This window comes from Streptomyces sp. NBC_00353, assembly GCF_036108815.1.
GTDB lineage: Bacteria > Actinomycetota > Actinomycetes > Streptomycetales > Streptomycetaceae > Streptomyces.
The window spans coordinates 3957562-3979229 of the sequence record NZ_CP107985.1 but is presented as its reverse complement, the minus strand read 5'-3'; the positions used below and the strand labels follow the sequence as shown (position 1 = coordinate 3979229).

Sequence of the window (21668 nt, the reverse complement as noted above, 5' to 3'; positions counted from 1 at the left end):
CCCCGAGAGGGCGGTGCGGGCCGTTCCGCGTATCCCCGGTATCCGCGATTTCCGGGCAGCCGGTCGCGGGCCGTGCCCAGGGGCGGTCCGGGCCCCGGTGACGGGGTGCGTCACCGGGGCCCGGCGGGGCGGGACTCAGCCGTTGGCGAGTGCCTGTACGCGGTCGAGGGCGCCGTTGAAGTGGTTGTGGTCGCCGACGTACGGGCCGGACGACGTGTACTGCCAGATGGTGTAGTAGCTCCAGCCGGCCGGGAGTTCACCGACGGTGGTGTTGTAGCGGGCCACCCAGAGCGGGTTGGTGGTGGCGAAGCCCGCGTTGTTGCCGGTGCAGGCCTGCCACCAGCTGGTCGCGGTGTAGATGACCGCGTCGCGGCCGGTGCGTGACTTGTACGTGTTCACGAAGTCGCGGATCCAGGAGACCATGGCGGCCGCGGTCTTGCCGTAGCACTGGTCGCCGTACGGGTTCCACTCGATGTCGAGGACGCCGGGCAGGGTCTTGCCGTCCGGCGACCAGCCGCCCCCGTGGTCCACGAAGTAGTTCGCCTGGGTCGCGCCGCTCGTGGTGTCCGGGGTGGCGAAGTGGTACGCGCCCCGGATCATGCCGACGTTGTACGAGCCGTTGTACTGCTGGGCGAAGTAGGGGTTCGTGTAGTAGGTGCCTTCGGTGGCCTTGGTGTAGGCCCACCGGACACCGCTGTTCCAGAGGGTCGCCCAGTCGACGTTGCCCTGGTGGCTGCTGACGTCCACGCCTTCGGTCTGCACGGCGCGCGTGTCACGCGGCAGGCCGCCCTGGCCGTCATGGGCGACGACACCCATGCCCATCGTGGCCGACCCGCGTGCGGGTGTGGTGGTGGCGGTGGGGGAGTCGGCCGCGGTGGCCGCGCCGGGCAGGGTGAGCAGAAGCGAGAGTGCTGCGAGAAGAGTTCCCATCGCCGCCAAGCGCGAGCGGCGGGTCGTTCCGGATCCGGATCTGTGCACGGGCATTGCGTGCCTCCGAGGTCTCGGTGGGGGGATCTGCCGACCCAGGGGAGCGGCTCGGCGCACCCCTGTGACATGTAATGGTGTGGACATGTCAGGAGTGACGCTACGCACGTAGACCCGCGCGGCGGAAGGGGGCCTGGGCGGTGCCGTTGGTCTACGCCTGCGAAATACTGGCGGAGCTGCGGCGATGACCAGCAGTGAAAGAAACTTTCAGCGGCAGGAAAGCTCATGAGGGGTGTTGACGTGCACGGGAGCGAAAGCGGCAGTGAACCCGGCGCGACCGGGGCGACTGGTGTGGACCACGTATTCCTGGCGCTGGAGCGGGAGTTGGCCGTGTTCCTGCGCCGGGCGCGGTCGAGCTCCGGCGAAATGGCGCGCGAGGTCCACCCCGAACTGGAGTCCGCGGCGTACGGACTCCTCGTGCAGCTGGAGTCGGCGGGGCAGCAGCGGGCCACCGATCTCGCGGCGTACTTCGGGGTCGGCAAGGCGACCATGAGCCGTCAACTGCGCGCCCTGGAGGACCTCGGACTGGTGGCGCGCGAGCCCGATCCGGCCGACGGGCGGGCCTTCCTCGTCCATCTCACCGACGAGGGACTCGCGCGTTACCGCAGCGTCCGCGACGCCCGCCGTGAGCGGTACGTACGCAAGCTCGCCGACTGGGACCGGGCCGAGGTGGCGGAACTGGCCCGGTTGCTGCACCACTTGAACACCCGCGCGGAGGAATGAAGGGAGCCGGGCTCGACCCGGCCGGCGCCTGGACCGGCCCGGCATTCCCGGGCGCTCCCGGACCTCCGCCCTGTGGAAACCGTCCACTCGGGAGTACCCTCCGCGCTCCCGGCCGACCGTGTACCCGGGTGACCTACAGCACCGCGTAGGCCGCCGTGGCGTCGTCGTGCGTCTTGCTGCGCCGCAGATGCGTGCGTTCCGTGTCCGCGTCCTCCAGCGCCCTGACCCGGTCGATCAGCCCCTGTGTGCCCTCCTTGTGGAGCACCCCGAGGCAGGCTGCCCAGTCCCCTTCGCGGAACATCTCGGTCCAGCGGCTCGCCCCGTCCGTCAGCGCGGCCAGCGCCCGCACCTCGGCGCGCGGCGTCCGCCCGGTCACCGCGCGGGCCGCCACCGAGGGGTCGGCGGCAGCGGTGAAGAAGCCGCCCTCCTTGTTGCGCACCTGTGCGTCGGCGATCGCCTCGGTGGCCAGGGAGCCCGGTGGCAGCCGGTCGAGCCGGTCGTCGAGCAGTGCGCGTACCGAGCCGTCCGTCGACTCGAACAGCAGTACCGAGTCGGAGAGCACCAGGTGTTCGATCTCGTGTTCGTCCCAGCGCGCCATCACGACGGTCGCCTGCGGCGTACGTACGTGAGAAAGGTCACAGGAGGAACGGTGCGTGTCGGCGGTGCGCCGGATGGACTCGGCGAGGACCTCCATGAGGGGCAGATCCCGCCGCGAACCCGACAGTTCGACCAGGGAGGCGCCCAGTCGAGCGGTGAACCACGGGACGGAGTGCACACAACCGTCGTTCCCCTGCGGCGGAGTGACGCCGTCGAGCAGGACCAGCGTCCCGCCCTGGCCGGAGGCGGGAAGCGCGGTGGCTGCCCAGTCCTCGTTGGGGCGCCCGGGGCTACCGGGGACGGTGGCGAGTTCGATACGCATACGGCAAGTCTGCACGACGCCTTCACCGACCCTGCACGAGTGCGTCGTTGGACCGTACGGGCAGGTCAGCCCTGCCTCTTGAGCGGAAGGAATGGCTCCGAGCGGCGTGCGGGCGGGCATCCTGCCAAAGCCTGCGCGGAAGTTCCAGCCCGGGGCCCGGGTGTGCGCGACGACGCGTGTGGGGAGACTTGTTCGTCAACTCTGGAGTGATGTTCACTCGTTCAGGTGGCGGAGCGGTTGATGCGCGCCCCCCTCTCAAAAGCACTGGAATGGTCAGAAGCCGTACCAGGGGTCGGGGCGCCGTTCCATGTGACCGAACGTCACCTCTGCTTCAAGGGTGGACGAGTCAAGATTGCGAGCACCGGTGCAGAAGAAGCGGCCTCGGAGCAAGGGCAGCAAGCGAAGCGGTTCCGGGGCGACACCTCTGCCGCCGGCCGAAGGTGAGCCCACCCGGCGCACCGTACGCGTACGCAGCCGGCTGGTCGCCGGCGTCGCGGTCGTCGGCATCACCGTCATCGCCGCGGGTGCGCCCGCGGCGCTCGGCGCCTCCTCCGAACTGAACGAGTCCCAGCGGTTGGTCACGCTCGCCGAGCTGAATCAGCAGGCGGTGGCGCTCGCGCACGCCCTCGCGGACGAGCGTGACGAGGTCACCGCCTACATCGCGAGCGGCCGGGCCGAGAAGTCCGGCCCGAAGAGCGACGGACCCAGCAGCCGCAGCGCCCGCGTCGACCAGCAGATCGACGAGATCCGCGACACGGCCCCGGCCGCGCTGCGCCGCGACCTCTCCACGATCCCCTCGCTGCGCCGCACCGCGCTCACCGGCAAGGGCTCGGCGCTCGCGGCCCACCAGGCGTACTCCGAGGTCATCGCCAAGCTGCAGGACCTCGCCGACGAACTGGCCGAGAAGACGCCGCCGCGCGCCGCCGAGGCCACCCGTGCGCCCCTTGCCCTCGGCCAGGCGGCAGAGCAGGCCTCCGCCACCCGCGGGCTGCTGATCGCCGCGCTGTCGGTGCCCCGCGAAGTGGCCACCACCCCGCAGATCGACCCGTTCACCGGGCTGCCCGTGCAGCCCCAGGACGAGGGCCCGAGCGAGGACGACCGCAACCGTGACGAGCTGAGCGCAGCCGCCCAGCAGGCCAGGGTCCGCGAGCTCGCCGCGCTCGCCGACTTCGACCAGGCCGCGGGCTCCACCGCCCGCGAGAAGCTCTCCTCCACCGTCACCGGGCCCGAGGTCAACAGCGCGGAGAAGTACCTCGCCGCGCTCACCGACCGCCCCGAGCTGTCGGACTCCGACCAGCAGGTGAACCGGAAGAAGGTCGAGGCGTCACTCTCCGCCCGCATCGACCGGATGCGCAGCGTCGAGTCCGCACTCGGCACCGCCCGGATCCAGCGACTGGAGCAGCTGCGCGACGACGACGTCACCGCGCTCGAACTGCACATCGCGCTGCTCGGCGGCTGTCTGCTGATCGCCGTCGGCGTCTCCACCGCCGTGGCCCGCACGCTCACCCAGCCGCTCGCCGTCCTGCGGATCGGCGCCGCCCGCCTCGCCGCGGAGCCCGGCACCGCCGAGCCGGTCCGCTACACCGGCCGCAACGACGAGTTCGCCCAGGTCGTACGGAACCTCAACACGCTGCACGGCAAGCTGCAGGGGCTGCTCCACGAGTTCAACGGCCGGTTCGCGAACCTGGAGAAGGAGCGCGGCGAGCTCGTCGCCGGGCACGAGGCCTTGTCCCTCCAGCGCGCCGAACTCCAGGTCCGCACGGCCGACCTGGCCGCCCAGCTGGAGCAGCTGAAGAACACGGTCCACCACACCTTCGTCAACCTCTCGTTGCGCACCCTCGGCCTCGTCGAGCGCCAGCTCGGCGTCATCGAGAGCCTGGAGGAGCGCGAGCAGGACCCGGAGCGGCTCGCCACGCTCTTCAAGCTCGACCACATGGCCACGGTCATGCGCCGCCACAGCGAGAACATGCTGGTCCTCGCGGGCGCCGAGCACGGCCACGGTCACTCCGGCCCGATCCCGCTGGTCGACGTCCTGCGGGCGGCCGTTAGTGAGATCGAGCGGTACGAGCGGGTCACCATCCAGTCGCTGCCACCGCATGCCCAGATCGCCGGCTTCGCCGCCGACGACCTCAGCCACCTGGTCGCCGAGCTCCTGGAGAACGCGACCTCCTTCTCGCCGCCCGACTCCCATGTCCAGCTGTCCGGCTGGCTGCTGGAGTCCGGCGAGGTGATGCTCTCCGTTCAGGACGAGGGCATCGGGATGTCGTCCGTACGCATGGGCGAGCTCAACGCCCGGCTGGCCGACGCGTCCTCGTTCGAGGCGGGCCGGCAGGGCGCGGACGGAGCGGGCCTCGGACTCCAGGTGACGTCGCTGCTGGCGGCGCGCCACGGAGTGCGGGTCCAGCTGCGCGAGCAGAAGGGCAGCGGTGTGACGGCGGTCGTCGTGCTGCCGCAGGCGCTGCTGCCGAAGGCGCCGCCGACCGCCACCCCGCCGCCGGTGCGGGTGCCGGGGGACGCGCCCGCGCTGAACCTGCCGGGATCGGTCGCCGAGGCCAACTCCAACTCCCTGCCGGGCCGGACGCTCGCACTGCCCGATGACCCGCTGATCGCCGCGGCCGAGCAGTCGATCCGCGACGCGGGAGCGGAGCCCGGCACAGAGCCGGTGCCCGCACCGGCTCCGGTCGCAACCGAGCCGGTCGCAGCCGAGTCGCCCGCACCTGAGCCGCTCGCCGCCGAGACAGAGGCCGAGACCACGATGCAGGTCCGGCTCCCCGAGGTCCCGGAGTTCCGGGCGGCCCCGCCGGCTCCCGCGGCCCCGATGGCGTCCGACCCGTACGCCATCGGCCCCGACCGCCACGAGCGCACCGCGGACGAGAGCCAGGAGCCCTTCACCGCTCCCGTCCCGGCCGTCACCACCGTCGCAGAGGCCTTTCCCGGCCCCCGGCAGCCGGAACCACAGCAGCAGCCGCAGGGCGAACGCATCACCGACAAGGGGCTGCCCAAGCGCACCCCCAAGGTCGTGAAGCCCGCCGCCGCCCCTGCCACCGAGCGCAAGGGCAGCCTGGACAAGGAAGCGCTGCGCCGTCGCCTCGGCGGCTTCCATCAGGGCGCGAAGGACGGCCGCCGCGATGTCGAGGCGGAGATCGCCGAGGGCGTCGGCAGTGCCGCCGGCGCCGGCCCTGCCCTCGACGTCGACGTCGACCGGAGCGAACGCACCGCACAGACCGACCACGCCGAGCTGGCAGACCGTTCCGGCGGTCGAATCGATGACACGGGGGACACAGTCGAGGAGGCACGCAGTTGACTGCGCCCAGCACATTCGGGCTGAGTACCGAGGCCCGGAACCTTCACTGGTTGCTGAGCAATCTCGTCGAGGAGGTGCCAGGGGTCCACTCGGTCACGGTCGTCTCGTCCGACGGACTGATGCTGCTCTCCTCCGACCCCGGCCACCACGCCGCCAGAGCGACGGGCCGGCAGGACGGCCCCAGGGGCTCCAGCGCCGACCTCGCGACCATCGTCTCCGGCATCGGCTCCCTCACCATCGGCGCCGCGAAGCTGATGGACGGCGGTGGCGTCAAGCAGACCATGGTCGCCATGGACGAGGGCAGCGTCTTCATCATGTCGATCAGCGACGGATCCCTGCTCGGCGTGCACGCCACACCCGACTGCGACATGAGCGTCATCGCGTACCACATGGCGCTCTTCGTCGGCCGTGCCGGACACGTACTCACCCCCGAACTCCGCAGTGAACTGCGCAAATCGATGGAGAGCGCCCAGTGATGCCCGCTGCTGAACCCGCCCGCAGGCTCCCCGTCCGCGGTTCCGACCGCCGGCCTGCCCGGGTCCGCCCGTACTCGCTCACCGGCGGCCGCACCCGCTTCGGTCACGTCCTCCTCGTCGAGACGTTCGTGGCCGCGCTGGAAGCGCCCGAGGAGCGCCGCGAGCTCACCAACGGCAGCCTCACCACGCGTGTGATGCCGGAGCTCCAGGCCATTGTCGAAATCTGCCGCCGCATGCGTACGGTCGCGGAGATCTCGGCCCTGTTGAAGATGCCGCTCGGCGTGGTCCGAGTGCTGCTCAGCGACTTGGCCGACCAGGGAAAGATCCGTGTGTACGGGACCGGTCACGGCACCGGCCAGCCCGACCGCGCACTGCTCGAAAGGGTGCTGAATGGACTCCGCCGTCTCTGACTCGCTGCTGTCCGCCCCGCGTCAGCCGGGACCGGAGAGCCAGACCGAAGAGTCACTGCAGGCATGGCAGCTGGACCACACCAGGGCCCCCATAGCCACGAAGATAGTGGTCGCGGGCGGGTTCGGCGTCGGCAAGACGACCTTCGTGGGATCGGTCTCCGAGATCACCCCCCTGCAGACCGAAGCGTTGATGACCCAGGCCAGCGAGGAGACCGACGACCTCACCGCGACGCCCGACAAGGTCACCACGACCGTCGCGATGGACTTCGGCCGTCTCACCCTCGACGACGACCTCGTGCTGTACGTGTTCGGCACGCCCGGACAGCAGCGCTTCTGGTTCATGTGGGACGACCTGGTGCGCGGCGCGATCGGGGCGGTCGTGCTCGCCGACACCCGGCGGCTCTCCGACTGCTTTCCCGCGCTCGACTACTTCGAGAGCTGCGGACTGCCGTACATCGTGGCCGTCAACCACTTCGAGGGAACACCCGGATTCGAGGCGGAGGACGTCAGGGAGGCCCTGACCATACCCCTGCACGTACCCGTTGTGATCATGGATGCGCGTAACAGGATCACGGTCGTCGAGTCGCTGCTGGCCCTTGTGGGCCACGCTCTTGACGCCACACCCGCTTAGACACAACACGCGCACGTACACGTAGAAGTAACGGAGAACCGCGATGCGGAAGATACTCATAGTCGGTGCCGGCCAGTCCGGTCTCCAGCTCGCCCTCGGACTGCAGTCCAGTGGGTACGAAGTCACCCTGATGTCCAACCGCACGGCCGACGAGATCCGGTCCGGCCGGGTCATGTCGACGCAGTGCATGTTCGACACGGCGCTGCAGCACGAGCGCGACCTCCAGCTCAACTTCTGGGAGTCCCAGGCCCCGCGCATCGAGGGCCTCGGCGTCTCGGTCGCCGCCCCCGACTCCTCGCGCGCCATCGACTGGGTCGGCAAGCTGGACGGCTTCGCCCAGTCCGTCGACCAGCGCGTGAAGATGGCCGGCTGGATGGAGACGTTCGCCCAGCGTGGCGGACAGCTCGTCATCCACGGTGCGGCCGTCTCGGACCTCGACTACTTCTCCCGCACCTACGACCTGGTGATGGTCTCCGCGGGCAAGGGCGAGCTGGTCTCCATGTTCGGGCGGGACGCGTCCCGTTCGCCGTTCGACGCCCCGCAGCGCGCACTGGCCGTCGCGTACGTCCACGGCATGGGCCCGCGCCCCGAGCACCCCGAGTTCGACGCGGTCCGCTGCAACCTGGTCCCGGGCGTCGGCGAGCTCTTCGTGATGCCGACCCTGACCACGTCCGGCCGCGCCGACATCCTGTTCTGGGAAGGCATCCCGGGCGGCCCGCTGGACGTGTTCCAGGGCATCAAGGACCCCTCCGAGCACCTCGCGAAGACGCTGGAGCTCATGGAGCAGTTCACGCCGTGGGAGTACGCCCGTGCCACCAAGGTCGAACTGACGGACGCCAACGGCACCCTGGCGGGCCGTTATGCCCCGACCGTCCGCAAGCCGATCGGCCGGCTGCCCGGCGGCGGTCTGGTGCTCGGCGTGGCGGACGTGGTCGTCGCCAACGACCCGATCACCGGCCAGGGCTCCAACTCGGCCTCCAAGTGCGCCGATGCGTACCTCCGGTCGATCATCGAGCACGGCGACCGTCCGTTCGACGCGGACTGGATGCAGTCCACCTTCGACCGCTACTGGGACACCGCGCAGCACGTCGTGAAGTGGACGAACGCCATGCTCGGCGTACCGCCGGAGCACGTGCTGAACCTGATCGGCGCAGCCGGCCAGCTCCAGCCGGTCGCCGACCGCTTCGCCAACGGGTTCGACAACCCGGCGGACTTCGACAACTTCTTCTTCGACCCGGAGAAGACGAACGCGTACCTGGCCCAGGTCTCCGGGGCCGCATCCGCCGCCTGACCTGCGAAGTACTGGTCAGCGTTGGTGAACATCGGTGCCTGTGGGCCGCCTTCGGACGGCCCACAGGCGGCCCGGCCAGGGTGACTCGCGGGAGCTTGCGCTACGCGCCGGTGGGGGCGGACGACGAGCTGTACCCCGTGTCCGAGTCGTCCGACGCATCCCGGGGCAGCTCCGGCCGCTCGTACGTGCGCAGCGATGCGTTCTCAGGGTCCGGCCGCACGGCGCCGAGCAGCGGGTTCGACGCCACCGGTGAGACCTTCACCCGGGTCCCCGGCCGGGGCGCCTGCACCACCAGGCCGTTGCCGATGTACAGCGCCACGTGCGTGGCCTTCGGGAAGTAGATCACCAGGTCACCCGGGCGCAGCGCTTTCAGCGGCACCTTCCGCAGCCGCTGCCACTGTTCCTGGGAGGTTCGCGGGATGGGCCGGCCCGCGGTGGCCCAGGCCCGTGAGGTGAGCCCGGAGCAGTCGAACGACCCCGGCCCTTCCGCACCCCACACATACGGCTTGCCGACCTGCCCGATCGCGTACTTCACCGCCTCGCCGCCCTCCTCGGACGGCTGCCGGGACGAGGACAGGGCGCCCGAGGCGACCAGCGCGCCCTGGGCCTTCTCCGTGGCCTGCTGCTCCAGCCGGGACATCTGGGCGATCCTTTCGGCGGAGAGGGTGGCCAGCAGCTTCTCGACGTTTCGCAGCCGCGCCCGCACCGTGTCCCGCTGCTTCTTCTGCCGCGCCGCCAGTACCCGCTGTCTGTCGCGTACCTTGCGGGATGCGGTGGCCAGGCCGTCGGCGTGTTTCGCGGTGCCGGTGAGCCGCTTCACGGTCGCGGCCCGGTCCGCGGACACCCGTTGGATCACATGCCCCTGGTCCAGGGCGTGCTCGGGATCACGGGCCAGCAGCAGCTGTGCGTACGAGGAGAAGTCGGACCGCCCCTGGTACTGCTCACGGGCCAGCCGCCCCGCTTCGTCGTGGCTGCGGGCCAGTGCGAGCCTGGCCGCGGAGAGGGCGGAATCGAGCCGTTTCGCCTCGGTGGTCCGTTTCTTCAGCTCGGCCACGGTCCCGTTGTACGTCTCCGTGGCCTCCTCCGCCTGCCGGTACAGCGTGCGCAGCTCGGTCAGCAGCTCGGCGATGCTCTTGGTGGAGTCGGGGCCCTTGCCGGTGGCCACGCCCGAGGGCCCGGGGTCCGGTTCCACGGGGGCGGCAACGGCGGGGGAGGCCAGGACGAGGGCGGCGAGCGCCGCAGAGCAGACGGTGCGCAGGACCGTGCCTGACACGGGATCACCTCCGATGACGGGGCGATCGTGGGACTACCCCATGAGTGAGCGCAACACATCCATACGGTCACCGGGTGCCGGGCGATGCAAGAACCCCGTGCCGTGGCGGCCGCGGGGTTCCCCCGGAAGGCGGGTGTCCTGCGGGTTCACGCCACCGGGAACGCGTAGAAGATCCACTCGCGTTGGACCACGGCGGTCTTCCCGAACGCCAGCACCCGGTACGGAGCGGTGACCGTGGCCCCCTTCGGATCCTGCACCCCGATGTCCTGGAACTTCCACAGCCGCCGTCCGTCCTCCGCCGAGAACGCGGTGACCTGCGCCCCTCCGGCCGCCAGCAGGGTCTTGCCGGAGAGGCTGACGGTGATGGCGGGCGCGGCGCCGCCGGGCGTCGCCTCAGTGGACCGCCGCCAGTGCAGCTTTCCGGTGGCCCGGTCGACCGCGCCGACTTCCTGGTTGCGGTTGGTGATGTGCAGGAGCGTTCCGGCCGGCACCGGGGTCCCGAACACGGAGCCCGCGGTGCCGTTCAGGGTCCACTCCGGCTTGCCCCCGGGCATCTCGAACGTCTGGAGATCGTCGCCCACCGCCGCGTAGAGCAGCCCCTTGTCGTCGCCGACGGCCGCCCCGTCCGGCCCGACCTTGCCGAACGACCTGGTCCACAGCAGCTTCCCGCTCTCGCGGTCGAAGCCGCGGAAGACCGCCTTGCCCCTGGCGGCCTTGACGTCTCCCGGAGTGAGCGTCGCACTCTTCTGACGTACGACGACGTCGTCCGGCCGGACGGTGATCAACCGGTAGGCGGGGGCGGCCGATTCACGCCCGGTGGGTACGGAAGTCCGCCACACCTCCTTGCGCTGCACGACGTCGTACGCGAAGAGGAACGACACGACGGCCTGGGTGTCCTTACCGGGCTTCTTGCCCTTCTTCGGCTTCTTGGCCTTCACGGTGACCTTGTGGGAGCCGGTGAACCAGATGACCGGCCCGGACTGGCCGACGATGTCCGACACCGTCAGATACGGCGCGTCCTTGAACCCGTCCTCGTGCGCCACCCGGTGCATGACCTGTCCGTTCTTGGCTGACAGCCAGAGGAACTCGGACGGCCCGGCGACGAAGCAGAGATCCTCGCCGGCGGGCAGGGCCGCCTGCCCCTTGGCTCCGTCCGCACACTCCCAGACGCGGCGGCCGGAGCGCAGATCGATTCCGACGGCCTGCGTGTCGCCGGTCAGGACGAGCAGCCGGTCGAGCCAGAGTGCGGCGGTGAGCGGCGCGGGCTCGGCGTCGGGATGCGTGTACACCCAACGCGGCTGCGGCGGCAGCCCGGCCACGGTGAGGCGCGTGGGGGCCGGGGCGGGTTTGGCGTCGTCCTGGTCCTCGGAACCGCCGGACCCGAAGGCGAGCACCGCCCCGCCCCCGACGACGAGTCCGGCGGCACCGGCAACGCCACCGACGAGCAGCGTGCGACGGTCGAGTGAGGGGACTGCGGGAGCGGGAGCGCTGACCGGACCGGCAGGGGGAGGAGAGGGAAGGGGAGCGGTGGGGGTTGTTGTCGGGGCGGTCGATGCGGGGGCGGCCGGCGTCGTGGGAGCGGGAAGAGGCCGGGGCACGAGCGGTGCGACGGGCGGCAGGCCGGTGGGCAGCTCGGCCGGAGGCCCGCTGCGCTCACGCGGGATGGACAGCTGGGTGGTCGGCCGGTCGGGCTCCGGCGCACGGGGGCTGCCGACGCTGCCGATGCGGGTGGTCCGGACGTCGTCGTCCCTGGTGGCGGGGGTGTCGGACCGGGCGTCGGCGGGTCCGTCGGGGGCCGCGTCGGCGGAGTCGTGGCCGAGGGGGCCGAGCAGACCGTGGGTCGGCGAGTCGACGGGGGTGCCGGTGGCGGCGTCGGCCGGACCGTCATCCGGATCCGCCGCCAACTTTCGTACCTGTCCGGCCTGTTCCATGATCGCCCGGGTCAGCGGATCCGGCAGCCAGCCGCCCTTGGCCAGGCCCGCCGCACCCTCCAGTGCCAGTTCCGCCGCCACCGTGCCCGCGGTCGGCCGGTCGGCCGGGTCCTTGGCGAGGCAGCGCGCGATCAGGCCGCGCAATTCTTCCGGAACCGCGTCCAGTTCCGGCTCGGTACGGGCGATCCGTTCGGCGGCCTCCGCCGCCGGTCCGTCGGCGAGCGGGGTCGTCCCGGTCGCCGCGTACGCCAGCAGCAGGCCCAGCACGAAGAGGTCGGAGGCAGGTCCGGCCTCCTTGCCCTCGATCTGTTCCGGGGTGAGATAGCCGAGCCGTACGGACAGCTGCCCGCCCGACCGGGCCTCCGCGTCGGCCGCCGCGCCCAGGGGGCCGAAGGCGGTGAGCCGGGGCCCGTCCTCGGCCAGCAGCACCGTCCTGGGGGCGAGCCCTTCCAGTACGGCCCCGGTGGCATGCACCCGGGAGAGGGTTTCGGCGATGCCCGCGCCCAGTATCCGCACGGCACGCTCGGGGAGCGGGCCCGCGAAATCGATCGCCTCGGCGAGCGTCAGCGCCGGTACGTACGCCACGGCCGTCCACAGCTGCCTGTCCGCGGGTCCGTCTGCGTCCTCGTCCGCGTGTTCTGCCGTACGGGTGACGATCTGTGGCTGGACCCAGCCACCCGCCAGCCGGTCCGCCGTGCGTGTCTCCGCCTCGAAGCGGCGGCGGAAGGCAGGGAGCGCGGCGAGTTCGGGGCGGGCCGCGGTGATCACGACGGTGTCGTCGAGGGCCGCGTCATGCGCGAGGTACTGCACGGCGCTCGCGGTCTCGCGGAACCGCGCCACCACGGTGTACGGACCGAAGCGGCGTGGATCGTCCTGACGCAGCGCCTCCATGGCGCACCCCCTTGTGACCGTTCTCGTGACCATGGATCCGTCGATCCTAGAGGGTTCGGTGCGCGCAGCCGGGATGCGCGCGGGTCAGTTCGGTTTCGACCAAGGCCACTTGGGAGTGTGGCGTTCGCGGCCCTCCGGGGCGTACTCGTACACCCAGCCGCGCTGCACACCCAGCCGCTTGGAGTATCCGGCCGGGACCCGCCGGTATGTGTACACGGTGGCCGGTCCGCCGTCGGCATCCGGCACCGGGACCTCGTACCACTTGGGCGGATGGCCGGTCGCGCCGACGAGGACGGGCAGGACCCGCCCGTCCAGCGGGCCGCCCCTGAAGGTGGTGTTCTCGCTTCTCACGCCCCCAGTCTGACGCAGGGGCGTGTTCCGGCACTCAGTCCGGTGGCAGCAGGTGCGCCGCTTCGGCGACCACCGGGACGAGTCGGGCGGCCAGCCGCCCGGCCGGGCCGTCGGCGGTCTCCAGCGGCAGCAGCTCCGCCACCACGGCCGCCGTCTCCCGGTCCGTGGCCGCGGTGGCCGCGAGCAGGGTGATCAACTGATCGACCAGCCAGGCGCGCAGATCGTCCGCCGGGGGCTGCTTCTCCTCGTCCAGCCAGATCAGGGAGGCCGCCTCGACGGCTGCGATCCAGGTCCGCACCATCATCCGCAGCCGGGGGCCCGGTGCCCGCGTGTCTCCGCGGCCGAGGTGGAGAAGGATCTGTTCGGCCGCCGCCCGCCGCACCTCGTCGACGATCGCCGTCGTCCGGGACGTCTCCGCGACGCTGCCACCGCGCAGCAGCGCACTGAACCCGGCGTCGTGTTCGTCGACGAACGCGAGATAGCGGTCGAGCACCCGCTCCACCCGTTCGGTGGGCGGGCCCACGGGCGGCTCGGTGAAGCACAGCTCCAGTTCGTCGGCGGCGGACCGGAGCGCAGCCTCGTACAACTGCTGCCGCCCGCCGGGGAAGTAGCGGTAGACGAGAGGACGGGAGACTCCGGCGACCGCCGCGACCTCGTCGAGCGAGACCTCGTCGGGGGCCCGGTGCGCGAAGAGGCTGAGGGCCGCACCGAGGAGCTGCGTGCGGCGCTCCTCGACGCTGAGCCTTTGGTACGCGCGGTTCGGCGGGGCTGCGGCAGCAGAGGTCATACCTCGAAGCGTAAGCCGTTCCCCCGGTGGAGGAGCCGGGTCAGGCCAGCAGGCCCGAGCTCTTCCACAGCCGGCGCCCGACCCCGTTCAGCACACCGATGTCGTCGAGGAAGTCCGTCAGCCGCTTCGCGCCCGTCTGCATGACCTCCGTCCGGTGGCCGCTCGCCCTCACCTGGGCGACGGCCTCGCGGCGGTCCAGGCCGACGTTCTCGTACACCTGCGGGTTGACGAAGCAGACGGAGAAGACGCGCGCCGCCTCTCCGCAGCTCAGCCGGGTGAACTCGCGCTCCCAGCGCGGTGCGGTGACCATCTGCCGGCGCAGCTCCTCGCGGGCGTACCGGACATGCCGTGCCTCCTCGACGACATGGATCCGGGTCACGCCGCGCACCAGCGTCTGGACGCGCTCGTCCGGGAATGTCAGCCGCTGCATCCAGTCGAGGATCTCCTCACCGAGCAGGGTCGCGGCGAACGATCCCGGCGTGGTGGACACGGTCTTCAGCACCCGCGCGAGGTTGTGATAGACGCGGGGTACGGGGTAGTTGGGCGCCCCGCCCCACTGGATCATGCGGCCGAACATCATCGAGTGCCGGCACTCGTCGGCTATCTCGGTGAGCGCGTAGCGGACATGGTTGCTGGTCACGGGCTTGTCGTAGATGTGCCGGACCAGCAGCTGCATCAGGATGATCTCGAACCAGATGCCGAGCGAGGCCAGTGACGCCGCCTCGTGCCGGGCCAGGTCCATCCGCTGCTCCTCGGACATCTTCCGCCACAGCGGGGTGTCGTAGAGCGAGACGAGCTCGGGCGGCCAGAACCACTTGCCGTCCTCGACGGCCGCATCCCAGTCGAGCTCGGTGTCCGGGTCGAAGGAGTGCTTGGCCGAGGACTCCAGGAGGCGTTCGGCGATCTGCTCACGGTCCCGGAGCGGGCCGAGTGCGTCGCGAAGCGTCTGCACGTCGCGTTCGGTCACTGTCGTCATGGCTGAGGGCACCTCACACGTGGGTTACCGGCGGTCGCTTCTTATGAGACTGCTTGTCAGCAAGGTCGTCAATCCCTTGCGCGCGACTTGTTGACCCGGCGTCTACCAACGTGTGAACCTGCCAACTGACGTAACCGCCACGGAACTTATCGAACCATGCGAGGCGAAGGAGCCGTCCGTGTCGACACACGACCTCTACACCACCGCCCCCGAGGAACCGCTGTGGCAGGTGCCCGCCTCCGGCGCCGCCCGCTTCAGCTGGGAGTACGACGACGGCCGCGAGCGCCTTCTCGCCCTTTACCAAAAGGGCAAGGACAAGCAGTGGGACGGCAACAAGCGCATCGACTGGAGCCTGGAGGTCGACCCCGCCGACCCGCTCGGCACCCCGGACGAGGCGCTCACGCTGTACGGCACGCCGCACTGGGCGAAGATGACCGAGAAGGACCGGGGCGAGCTGCGCAAGCACTACACCTCCTGGCAGTTCAGCCAGTTCCTCCACGGTGAGCAGGGCGCCATGATCTGTGCGGCCAGGATCGTGGAGTCGGTCCCCGATCTGGACGCGAAGTTCTACTCCGCGACCCAGACCATGGACGAGGCCCGGCACGCGGAGATATACGGCCGGTTCCTGCACGAGAAGGTCGGGATGCTCTACCCGGTCAACGACAACCTGCAGGGCCTGCTGGGCGACACCCTGCGCGACTCGCGCTGGGACATGCCGTACCTCGGCATGCAGGTCCTCATCGAGGGGCTCGCCCTTGCCGCCTTCGGCATGATCCGCGACACCACGACCAAGCCCTTGCCCAAGCAGATCCTCGCGTACGTCATGCAGGACGAGGCCCGCCATGTCGCCTTCGGACGGATGGCGCTGCGCGACTACTACAAGCAGCTGAGCGACGCCGAACTGCGCGAACGCGAGGAGTTCGTCATCGAGGGCTGCTACCTGATGCGGGACCGGCTCAGCGGCGTCGAGGTGCTGCAGAACTTCGGCGTGGGCAAGCAGGAGGCCAAGGAGCTCTCCGAGCACTCGGAGTATCTGCAGCTCTTCCGCAAGCTGCTGTTCAGCCGGATAGTGCCGTGCGTCAAGGACATAGGACTGTGGGGCGAACGGCTCCAGAAGGCCTACGTCGACATGGGCGTCTTCGAGCTCGGCGACTCCAACCTGGACCTGCTGATGGCCCAGGACGAGGAGATCGCCGAGCAGTTGGACCGCGACCGGTTCGCGGCGGAGGAGCAGGCCCGGGTGGCGGAGGTCGAGGACGCGATAGCGGACGGTGCGGCGTAGGCGGTCCGCCACGAGGTTCTTCAGCGGCCGGCGCCCGGAGGCCGGCCGCGGAACCGCCCACCGGCTCCGCCACCCGTACCGGCTCCTCCGGCAGTGCGGCGTGCGTCGCCGCGACGCCCTCGGCGGTGACGCACGGGAGCCGTGGCACAGTTCCGCGAGATCCCGGGCCGGGCGCTGCCCGTGCCCGCCAATAAGGGATGTACACCCGCTGCCCCGGGCGCCAGGATGACCCTCATGACGCCCCCGCGCGCAGACCTGGCGGCCGCCCGCCGAAGCCTTGAAGGACTGTCACTCGGTGATGCGTTCGGGGAGCGATGGTTCCCGCTCTTCCGCCCGCCCCGGCAGGCCCGCAACGAGATCCGCGCCCGCCGCACACCCGCTGAACCGGTCTGGCACTGGACCGACGACACGGCCATGGCCCGCGCCCTGCAGCGTGTCCTCGACGAGCACGGCGAGGTGGACCAGGACCGGCTCGCCGCCTGCTTCGCCCTCACGTACGACATCGACCCGGCCCGCGGTTACGGCCACGGCATGCACATCCTGCTGCCCGAGCTGCTCACCGCACCGGCCGACTGGCGCACCCTCGCGCCCGACCTGTTCGAGGGCGGCAGCCTCGGCAACGGCGCCGCCATGCGGGTCGCACCGCTCGGCGCCCGGTTCCACGCGGACCTCGACCATGCGGCCGGGCAGGCGCAGTTGTCGGCCGAGGTCACCCACGCCCACCCGCAGGGCATCGCGGGCGCGGTGGCCGTGGCCGTCGCCGCGGCACTGCAGGTGCGGGGCGGGTTCACGTTGACGGCGGTCGCGGACCGTACACCCGAAGGATCGGTACGGGACGGGATCCGGCGCGCCGCAGCCGTGCCGTTCACCACCGAGCCGTGGAAGGCGGCCGATCTGCTCGGCAACGGGCAGCGCATCCGGGCCGACGACACGGTCCCGTTCGCCCTGTGGACCGCGGCCCGGCATCCGGGCGATCTGGAAGCGGCCCTCTGGGCCACCGCCGAGGGCTTCGGCGACGTCGACACGACCTGCGCCATCACCGGCGGGGTCGTCGCCGCGGCCACCGGGGTCGACGGCGTGCCGGCCCAGTGGCTGCGCAGTCGTGAGCCGTTGAGTTGAGACGGCCACCCTGTGTCGAATCGGCGTTCGCATGCGTGACGTAACTTGGGTGCCATGACCATGCCGCCGCAGCCGCCGCAGCCGCCGCAGCCGCCGCAGGGCCCGTACGGGCCGCCCCAGCCCCCGCAGCACAACCCGTATGCCCAGCAGCCCCCGTACGGCTATCCGCAGCAGCAACTGCCGCCGCAGGGGCCGCCGCAAGGGCCGTGGGGGCAGCCGGGGATGCCCGGCCCGCCGGGCGTTCAGCCGCCGAAGAAGAAGCGGACCGGCATGGTCATCGGGATCGTGGCCGCCGCACTGGTGGCGGTCGGCGCCCTCGGCTACACCGCCTTCCAGCTGGTCGGAGCCGGCAAGTCGGTCGTGGGTGGCTTCCCCGAGGCCGAGTACCGGCTCACCGTGCCGAAGAAGTTGCTGGACGAGGAGTACACGCTCGCCGAGGACACGTCGTCGACCGACGGCAAGGAGGTCGAGGAGGTCCCTGACCCCAGCGTCCGTGATGTGAAGGCCGTCGTCACCCGGTACACCTCCGCCGAGGGCGGCGTTCTGGTCATCTCCGGTATGTGGGGCCGGATCAGGATGCCCGAGTTCACCCGGGACAAGATCCTGGAGGGGGCCGCGGGAGAGAAGGGCATGACCGTCGTCGTACCCGCCAGGGAGTTCACGCCCGACGGATACGACATCACGGTGGCCTGTCAGGTCGTCACGTCGAAGGACGCCGGAGTGACCAGCACCATCCCCATGTGCGCCTGGGGCGACGACAACACGGCGGCCTTCGTCGGCCTGGTCACTCCCAAGACCGCGGTCCAGGACCCGAAGAGCGTGGACCTGGAGCAGGCGGCGGCGGACACGGCCGAGGTCAGGGCCGAGTCGCGCAGGCCGATCGGCTGATCAGCCCGCGGCGGCGGCCGGGGCCGGGAAGCCGGTCCGCAGGGTGAACGCCCGCTCCGTCGGACCGTGCTCACGCAGATGGCGCAGACGCTCCTCGGCGTCCTGCACCGTCGGGCGCTCACCCGCCGGCACCCACCACAGCGCGGTCATCGCCTCCGCCACCCGTTCGAACCACTCGCGGCGCCGGGCAAGGAGATCGCGGTGCTGCCCCTGGTACATGAAGGCCGTCAGCGCGTCCGTGTCCCGCCACACCGACATGTTCACGATCAGCCAGGAGTCGCCGAAGACCGGTACGTCGGTGGCGTTCCCGGTCTCGCTCCGGAGCCGCCAGATGAAGCCGACTGCTCGGTCGGCGACCGCGTTGACCGGATCGAGAGCATCGACGAAGTCCTTCAACTCGGTGGATTCCAACGGGAATCTGAGCCGGGCGACGTTCACCTGGGCGAGTTCGTGGCCGGGCTGCGGCGCGAGGGATGTCATGACCGCACAGTAAGTCAGGGTGCTCCGCGTCGCACGGACCGTTCCGCGCCGCGGGACGACCCCGGATCCGAACCGTGCGACCCGTGCCGTCAGCCCCGCAGTGCCGCCTCCATGACGGACCTGGCGATCGGCGCCGCGCTGCCGCCCCCGCTGATGTCCGCCCGCTTCGCGGCGGCGTCCTCGACGACGACCGCGACCGCGACGGCCGGCTGCCCCGAGTCCGGGAACTCGGCCCAGGAGATGAACCAGGCGTACGGCATGCCCGTGTTGTCGATGCCGTGCTGCGCCGTGCCGGTCTTGCCGCCCACCGTCACCCCGTAGATCGCACCGTTGGACCCGGTGCCCTGCTCCACGACGTCGACCATCATCCGCTGCAGCTGCGTCGCCGTACGCGGACTCATCGCCTGGTGGTACGAGCGCGTGTTGTTCTGACGGACGGTGGTGCCGCCCTTGGTGGTCGTACGGTCCACCAGATACGGGTACTTGAGCTCGCCGCCGTTCGCCACGGCCGACGCCACCATCGCCATCTGCAGGGGAGTCGCCGTCGTGTCGTACTGCCCGATCGACGACAGGGCCAGCTGGTCGTCGCTCATATCGGTGTCGAAGTTGCTCTTCGCCACCCCGGACGGGATCTTCAGTCCGGTGTCGTTGAAGCCGAACTTCCGTACCGCTTCCACCATCCCGTCCAGCCCCACCTGCACCCCGAGATGGGCCATCACGGTGTTGCACGACACCCGGATCGCCTCGGCGAGCGACGCCTCCTCACAGCCGCTCGCCTCGTTGGGGAGCGTGGTGCTGGTCCCGGGCAGCACATAGGGGGACGGGGTGTCGGTGCGGGCGTCCGGGTCCGTGACCACGTCCGCGTCGAGCGCGGCCGCCGCCGTCACGATCTTGAAGGTGGAACCCGGTGGGTAGGTCTGCCGGATCGCCCGGTTCAGCATCGGCTGGCTCTTCGCCGCGTTGAGCTGCCGCCAGGCGTCGGTGACCGACGAACCCGTGCCGGAGAGCCGTCCCGGATCGTACGAGGGGGTCGAGACCAGCGCCAGGATCTTGCCGGTCGACGGCTCGAGAGCGGCGACCGCGCCCCGCCGGCTGCCCAGCCCGTCGTACGCGGCGCGCTGCATCGAGTCCTTGATGGTGGTGACGACGTTGCCGGCGGGCTGCTGGCTGCGAGTGATCTCGTTCCACAGGGGGACCGGGGCGAGCATCGGGTCGGTGCCGGAGAGGATGCCGTCCTCGGCGTTCTCGATCAGCGTCGTGCCGTACGTCTGCGAGGCGTAGCCGGTCACCGGCGCGTACAAGGGGCCGTTGGTGTACGTACGCTCGTAGCTGAGCTGCTCGCCGGTGTTCCGGGAACCGGTGACGGACCTCTTGCCGACCATGATGTCGCCGCGCGGCTGGTCGTAACGGACGATCGTCCGGCGGCGGTTGGCGGGGTTGTCGTTCAGTTCGTCGGCCTGGAAGACCTGGATGCGGGCGGCGTTCAGCAGGAGCGCCATGAGCAGCAGCAGACAGAACGCGGCGGCCCGCCGGATGTAGCGGATCACGACTGGTCCTCCGCGATCGGTGCGACGACCCCGGTCTCCACCTGGTCGGGGTGGGGCCTGCGGGCGACGTCGCTGACGCGGATGAGCAGCGCCACGATGATCCAGTTGGTGACGACGGACGAACCGCCCTGGGCGAGGAACGGCATCGCCATGCCCGTCAGTGGGATCAGCCCCATCACGCCCCCCGCGATCACGAACACCTGGAGCGCCAGGATCGAGGCGAGCCCGATCGACAGCAGCCGTCCGAAGGGGTCGCGCAGGGCGAGGCCGGCCCGGTAGCCGCGGGCGACCAGCAGTGCGTACAGCAGGAAGACCGCGGTCAGCCCGGACAGCCCGAGCTCCTCGCCCGCTGTGGCCAGGATGAAGTCGGACTTGGCGGCGAAGCCGATGAGGATGGAGTGGCCCAGACCGAGCCCGGCGCCGAGCATCCCGCCCGCGGCGAACGCGAACAGCGACTGGGCGAGCTGGCTGGGCCCGCGGCCCGCGGCGATGGTGGCGAACGGATCGAGCCAGTCCTCCACCCGGCTGTGCACATGCGGTTCGAAGGAGCCGACGACGAAGGCGCCGACGGCGGCGAGCAGCAGTCCCACCGCGATCCAGCCGGTCCGGCCGGTCGCCACGTACAGCATGATCACGAAGAGGCCGAAGAAGAGGAGCGAGGTGCCCAGATCGCGTTCGAGGACCAGCACGCAGACGCTGAGCAGCCAGATCGCCACGATCGGGCCGAGCACGCGGCCGGTGGGGAGCTGGAGCCGCCAGATCTTGCGGCCGGTGTAGGCGAGGGCATTGCGGTTCGCGGCGAGATACGCCGCGAAGAAGACGGCGAGCAGAATCTTGGCGAACTCGCCGGGCTGGAAGGAGAATCCGCCGACCCGGATCCAGATCTTGGCGCCGTTCACGGCGGGGAAGAAGATCGGCACGATCATCAGGACGAGGGCGGTGGCGACGGAGAGGTACGCGTACCGCTGCAGCACCCGGTAGTCGCGGAGGAAGACGACGACCACGGTGAAGAGCGCGACACCGAGCGTCGACCAGATCAGCTGGGTGGGTGCGGCCTGGTCCTTGGGCGTCTCCAGATCGAGCCGGTAGATCAGCACCAGGCCGAGACCGTTGAGCAGGACGGCGATGGGGAGCAGCAGCGGATCGGCGAACGGGGCACGGAAGCGGACGGCGAGATGGGCGAGGAGGGCGAGCAGTCCCAGGCCGGCGCCGTAACCGGCGACATCGGGCGGGACCGCGTCGTTGCGCGCGAGACCGACGGCGGCGTAGCCGTAGACGGAGATGAGGACGGCCCCGATGAGGAGCGAGAGTTCCACTCCGCGCCGCTTGGGCAGGCGTAGCTCGGGCGGGGGTGCGTCCGGCCTCGTTGCGGTCATGCCCCGCAACGTAGCAAGAGGTGGACCTT

The 21668-nt window shown here is 70.8% G+C and carries 19 protein-coding genes; 9 read left to right on the top strand and 10 right to left on the bottom strand.

Going from position 1 to position 21668, the window contains the following annotated elements:
• Window positions 1-135 precede the first annotated feature (135 nt).
• The gene (locus tag OHA88_RS17890) at window positions 136-984 is read right to left on the bottom strand and encodes a lysozyme (RefSeq protein WP_328626262.1); all 849 of its coding nucleotides are present in this window, start codon (window positions 982-984) and stop codon (window positions 136-138) included.
• 225 nt (window positions 985-1209) lie between these two features.
• Here OHA88_RS17890 and OHA88_RS17885 point away from each other — a divergent pair, with 225 nt between their 5' ends.
• On the top strand, window positions 1210-1707 hold the full coding sequence (locus OHA88_RS17885) for a MarR family winged helix-turn-helix transcriptional regulator (RefSeq protein WP_383926561.1): 498 nt from the start codon (window positions 1210-1212) through the stop codon (window positions 1705-1707).
• 133 nt (window positions 1708-1840) lie between these two features.
• Here OHA88_RS17885 and OHA88_RS17880 read toward each other — a convergent pair whose 3' ends face one another.
• Window positions 1841-2626, bottom strand: coding sequence for a hypothetical protein (locus tag OHA88_RS17880; RefSeq protein WP_328626261.1), 786 nt, complete (start codon window positions 2624-2626; stop codon window positions 1841-1843).
• Window positions 2627-2990: 364 nt separating this feature from the next.
• Here OHA88_RS17880 and OHA88_RS17875 point away from each other — a divergent pair, with 364 nt between their 5' ends.
• The 5 genes from OHA88_RS17875 to OHA88_RS17855 are packed head-to-tail and all read left to right on the top strand — an operon-like array spanning window position 2991 to window position 8738.
• Window positions 2991-5930, top strand: a complete 2940-nt coding sequence (locus tag OHA88_RS17875; RefSeq protein ID WP_328629717.1) for a sensor histidine kinase — start codon at window positions 2991-2993, stop codon at window positions 5928-5930.
• Window positions 5927-6406 carry a roadblock/LC7 domain-containing protein gene (locus OHA88_RS17870; RefSeq protein ID WP_267001904.1) on the top strand — a complete coding sequence of 160 codons (480 nt, stop codon included), beginning with the start codon at window positions 5927-5929 and terminating at the stop codon, window positions 6404-6406. Before OHA88_RS17875 ends, OHA88_RS17870 begins: the two co-directional genes overlap by 4 nt.
• Complete coding sequence (locus tag OHA88_RS17865) at window positions 6406-6816, top strand: DUF742 domain-containing protein (protein ID WP_267001902.1); 411 nt, start codon at window positions 6406-6408, stop codon at window positions 6814-6816. The genes OHA88_RS17870 and OHA88_RS17865 overlap by 1 nt, the downstream gene beginning before the upstream one ends.
• On the top strand, window positions 6797-7447 hold the full coding sequence (locus OHA88_RS17860) for a GTP-binding protein (RefSeq protein ID WP_328626260.1): 651 nt from the start codon (window positions 6797-6799) through the stop codon (window positions 7445-7447). The genes OHA88_RS17865 and OHA88_RS17860 overlap by 20 nt, the downstream gene beginning before the upstream one ends.
• A 43-nt stretch (window positions 7448-7490) precedes the next feature.
• A complete protein-coding gene (locus OHA88_RS17855; RefSeq protein ID WP_030969918.1) occupies window positions 7491-8738 on the top strand; it encodes a styrene monooxygenase/indole monooxygenase family protein in 1248 nt (415 codons plus the stop codon).
• 100 nt (window positions 8739-8838) lie between these two features.
• Here the strand turns inward: OHA88_RS17855 and OHA88_RS17850 are convergent, their stop codons facing one another.
• The 5 genes from OHA88_RS17850 to OHA88_RS17830 all read right to left on the bottom strand — a co-directional run bounded on the left by OHA88_RS17850 (window position 8839) and on the right by OHA88_RS17830 (window position 14947).
• The gene (locus OHA88_RS17850; protein ID WP_328626259.1) at window positions 8839-10011 is read right to left on the bottom strand and encodes a C40 family peptidase; all 1173 of its coding nucleotides are present in this window, start codon (window positions 10009-10011) and stop codon (window positions 8839-8841) included.
• 146 nt (window positions 10012-10157) lie between these two features.
• Window positions 10158-12833, bottom strand: a complete 2676-nt coding sequence (locus OHA88_RS17845; protein ID WP_328626258.1) for an outer membrane protein assembly factor BamB family protein — start codon at window positions 12831-12833, stop codon at window positions 10158-10160.
• Between the two features lie 84 nt (window positions 12834-12917).
• A complete protein-coding gene (locus OHA88_RS17840) occupies window positions 12918-13184 on the bottom strand; it encodes a hypothetical protein (RefSeq protein ID WP_030915852.1) in 267 nt (88 codons plus the stop codon).
• 34 nt (window positions 13185-13218) lie between these two features.
• The gene (locus tag OHA88_RS17835; RefSeq protein WP_328626257.1) at window positions 13219-13971 is read right to left on the bottom strand and encodes a TetR/AcrR family transcriptional regulator; all 753 of its coding nucleotides are present in this window, start codon (window positions 13969-13971) and stop codon (window positions 13219-13221) included.
• A 40-nt stretch (window positions 13972-14011) separates the two neighbouring features.
• On the bottom strand, window positions 14012-14947 hold the full coding sequence (locus OHA88_RS17830; protein WP_328626256.1) for an AurF N-oxygenase family protein: 936 nt from the start codon (window positions 14945-14947) through the stop codon (window positions 14012-14014).
• 178 nt (window positions 14948-15125) lie between these two features.
• Between OHA88_RS17830 and OHA88_RS17825 the strand changes: the two genes are divergently transcribed.
• From OHA88_RS17825 to OHA88_RS17815, 3 genes are all read left to right on the top strand, one after another.
• Complete coding sequence (locus tag OHA88_RS17825) at window positions 15126-16229, top strand: ferritin-like domain-containing protein (RefSeq protein ID WP_326605766.1); 1104 nt, start codon at window positions 15126-15128, stop codon at window positions 16227-16229.
• 234 nt (window positions 16230-16463) lie between these two features.
• Window positions 16464-17348, top strand: coding sequence for an ADP-ribosylglycohydrolase family protein (locus tag OHA88_RS17820; RefSeq protein WP_328626255.1), 885 nt, complete (start codon window positions 16464-16466; stop codon window positions 17346-17348).
• 54 nt (window positions 17349-17402) lie between these two features.
• Window positions 17403-18236 (top strand): hypothetical protein, encoded by an 834-nt coding sequence (locus OHA88_RS17815; protein WP_328626254.1) that lies wholly within the window; start codon window positions 17403-17405, stop codon window positions 18234-18236.
• On the opposite strand, the gene OHA88_RS17810 is transcribed toward OHA88_RS17815, so the two are convergent.
• From OHA88_RS17810 to OHA88_RS17800, 3 genes are all read right to left on the bottom strand, one after another.
• Complete coding sequence (locus tag OHA88_RS17810; protein ID WP_328626253.1) at window positions 18237-18716, bottom strand: DUF3291 domain-containing protein; 480 nt, start codon at window positions 18714-18716, stop codon at window positions 18237-18239.
• 89 nt (window positions 18717-18805) lie between these two features.
• Window positions 18806-20263 carry a penicillin-binding transpeptidase domain-containing protein gene (locus OHA88_RS17805; protein WP_328626252.1) on the bottom strand — a complete coding sequence of 486 codons (1458 nt, stop codon included), beginning with the start codon at window positions 20261-20263 and terminating at the stop codon, window positions 18806-18808.
• Entirely contained in the window at window positions 20260-21639 is a 1380-nt protein-coding gene (locus tag OHA88_RS17800) for an FtsW/RodA/SpoVE family cell cycle protein (RefSeq protein WP_326627267.1), read from the bottom strand. Before OHA88_RS17800 ends, OHA88_RS17805 begins: the two co-directional genes overlap by 4 nt.
• Window positions 21640-21668: the final 29 nt, after the last annotated feature.

Coding starts and splice junctions, on each gene's coding strand:
- OHA88_RS17890 (WP_328626262.1), bottom strand. CDS start 984: ATGCCCGTGCACAGATCCGGATCCGGAACGACCCGCCGCTCGCGCTTG.
- OHA88_RS17885 (WP_383926561.1), top strand. CDS start 1,210: ATGAGGGGTGTTGACGTGCACGGGAGCGAAAGCGGCAGTGAACCCGGC.
- OHA88_RS17880 (WP_328626261.1), bottom strand. CDS start 2,626: ATGCGTATCGAACTCGCCACCGTCCCCGGTAGCCCCGGGCGCCCCAAC.
- OHA88_RS17865 (WP_267001902.1), top strand. CDS start 6,406: ATGCCCGCTGCTGAACCCGCCCGCAGGCTCCCCGTCCGCGGTTCCGAC.
- OHA88_RS17860 (WP_328626260.1), top strand. CDS start 6,797: ATGGACTCCGCCGTCTCTGACTCGCTGCTGTCCGCCCCGCGTCAGCCG.
- OHA88_RS17855 (WP_030969918.1), top strand. CDS start 7,491: ATGCGGAAGATACTCATAGTCGGTGCCGGCCAGTCCGGTCTCCAGCTC.
- OHA88_RS17845 (WP_328626258.1), bottom strand. CDS start 12,833: ATGGAGGCGCTGCGTCAGGACGATCCACGCCGCTTCGGTCCGTACACC.
- OHA88_RS17835 (WP_328626257.1), bottom strand. CDS start 13,971: ATGACCTCTGCTGCCGCAGCCCCGCCGAACCGCGCGTACCAAAGGCTC.
- OHA88_RS17830 (WP_328626256.1), bottom strand. CDS start 14,947: ATGACGACAGTGACCGAACGCGACGTGCAGACGCTTCGCGACGCACTC.
- OHA88_RS17820 (WP_328626255.1), top strand. CDS start 16,464: ATGACGCCCCCGCGCGCAGACCTGGCGGCCGCCCGCCGAAGCCTTGAA.
- OHA88_RS17815 (WP_328626254.1), top strand. CDS start 17,403: ATGACCATGCCGCCGCAGCCGCCGCAGCCGCCGCAGCCGCCGCAGGGC.
- OHA88_RS17810 (WP_328626253.1), bottom strand. CDS start 18,716: ATGACATCCCTCGCGCCGCAGCCCGGCCACGAACTCGCCCAGGTGAAC.
- OHA88_RS17800 (WP_326627267.1), bottom strand. CDS start 21,639: ATGACCGCAACGAGGCCGGACGCACCCCCGCCCGAGCTACGCCTGCCC.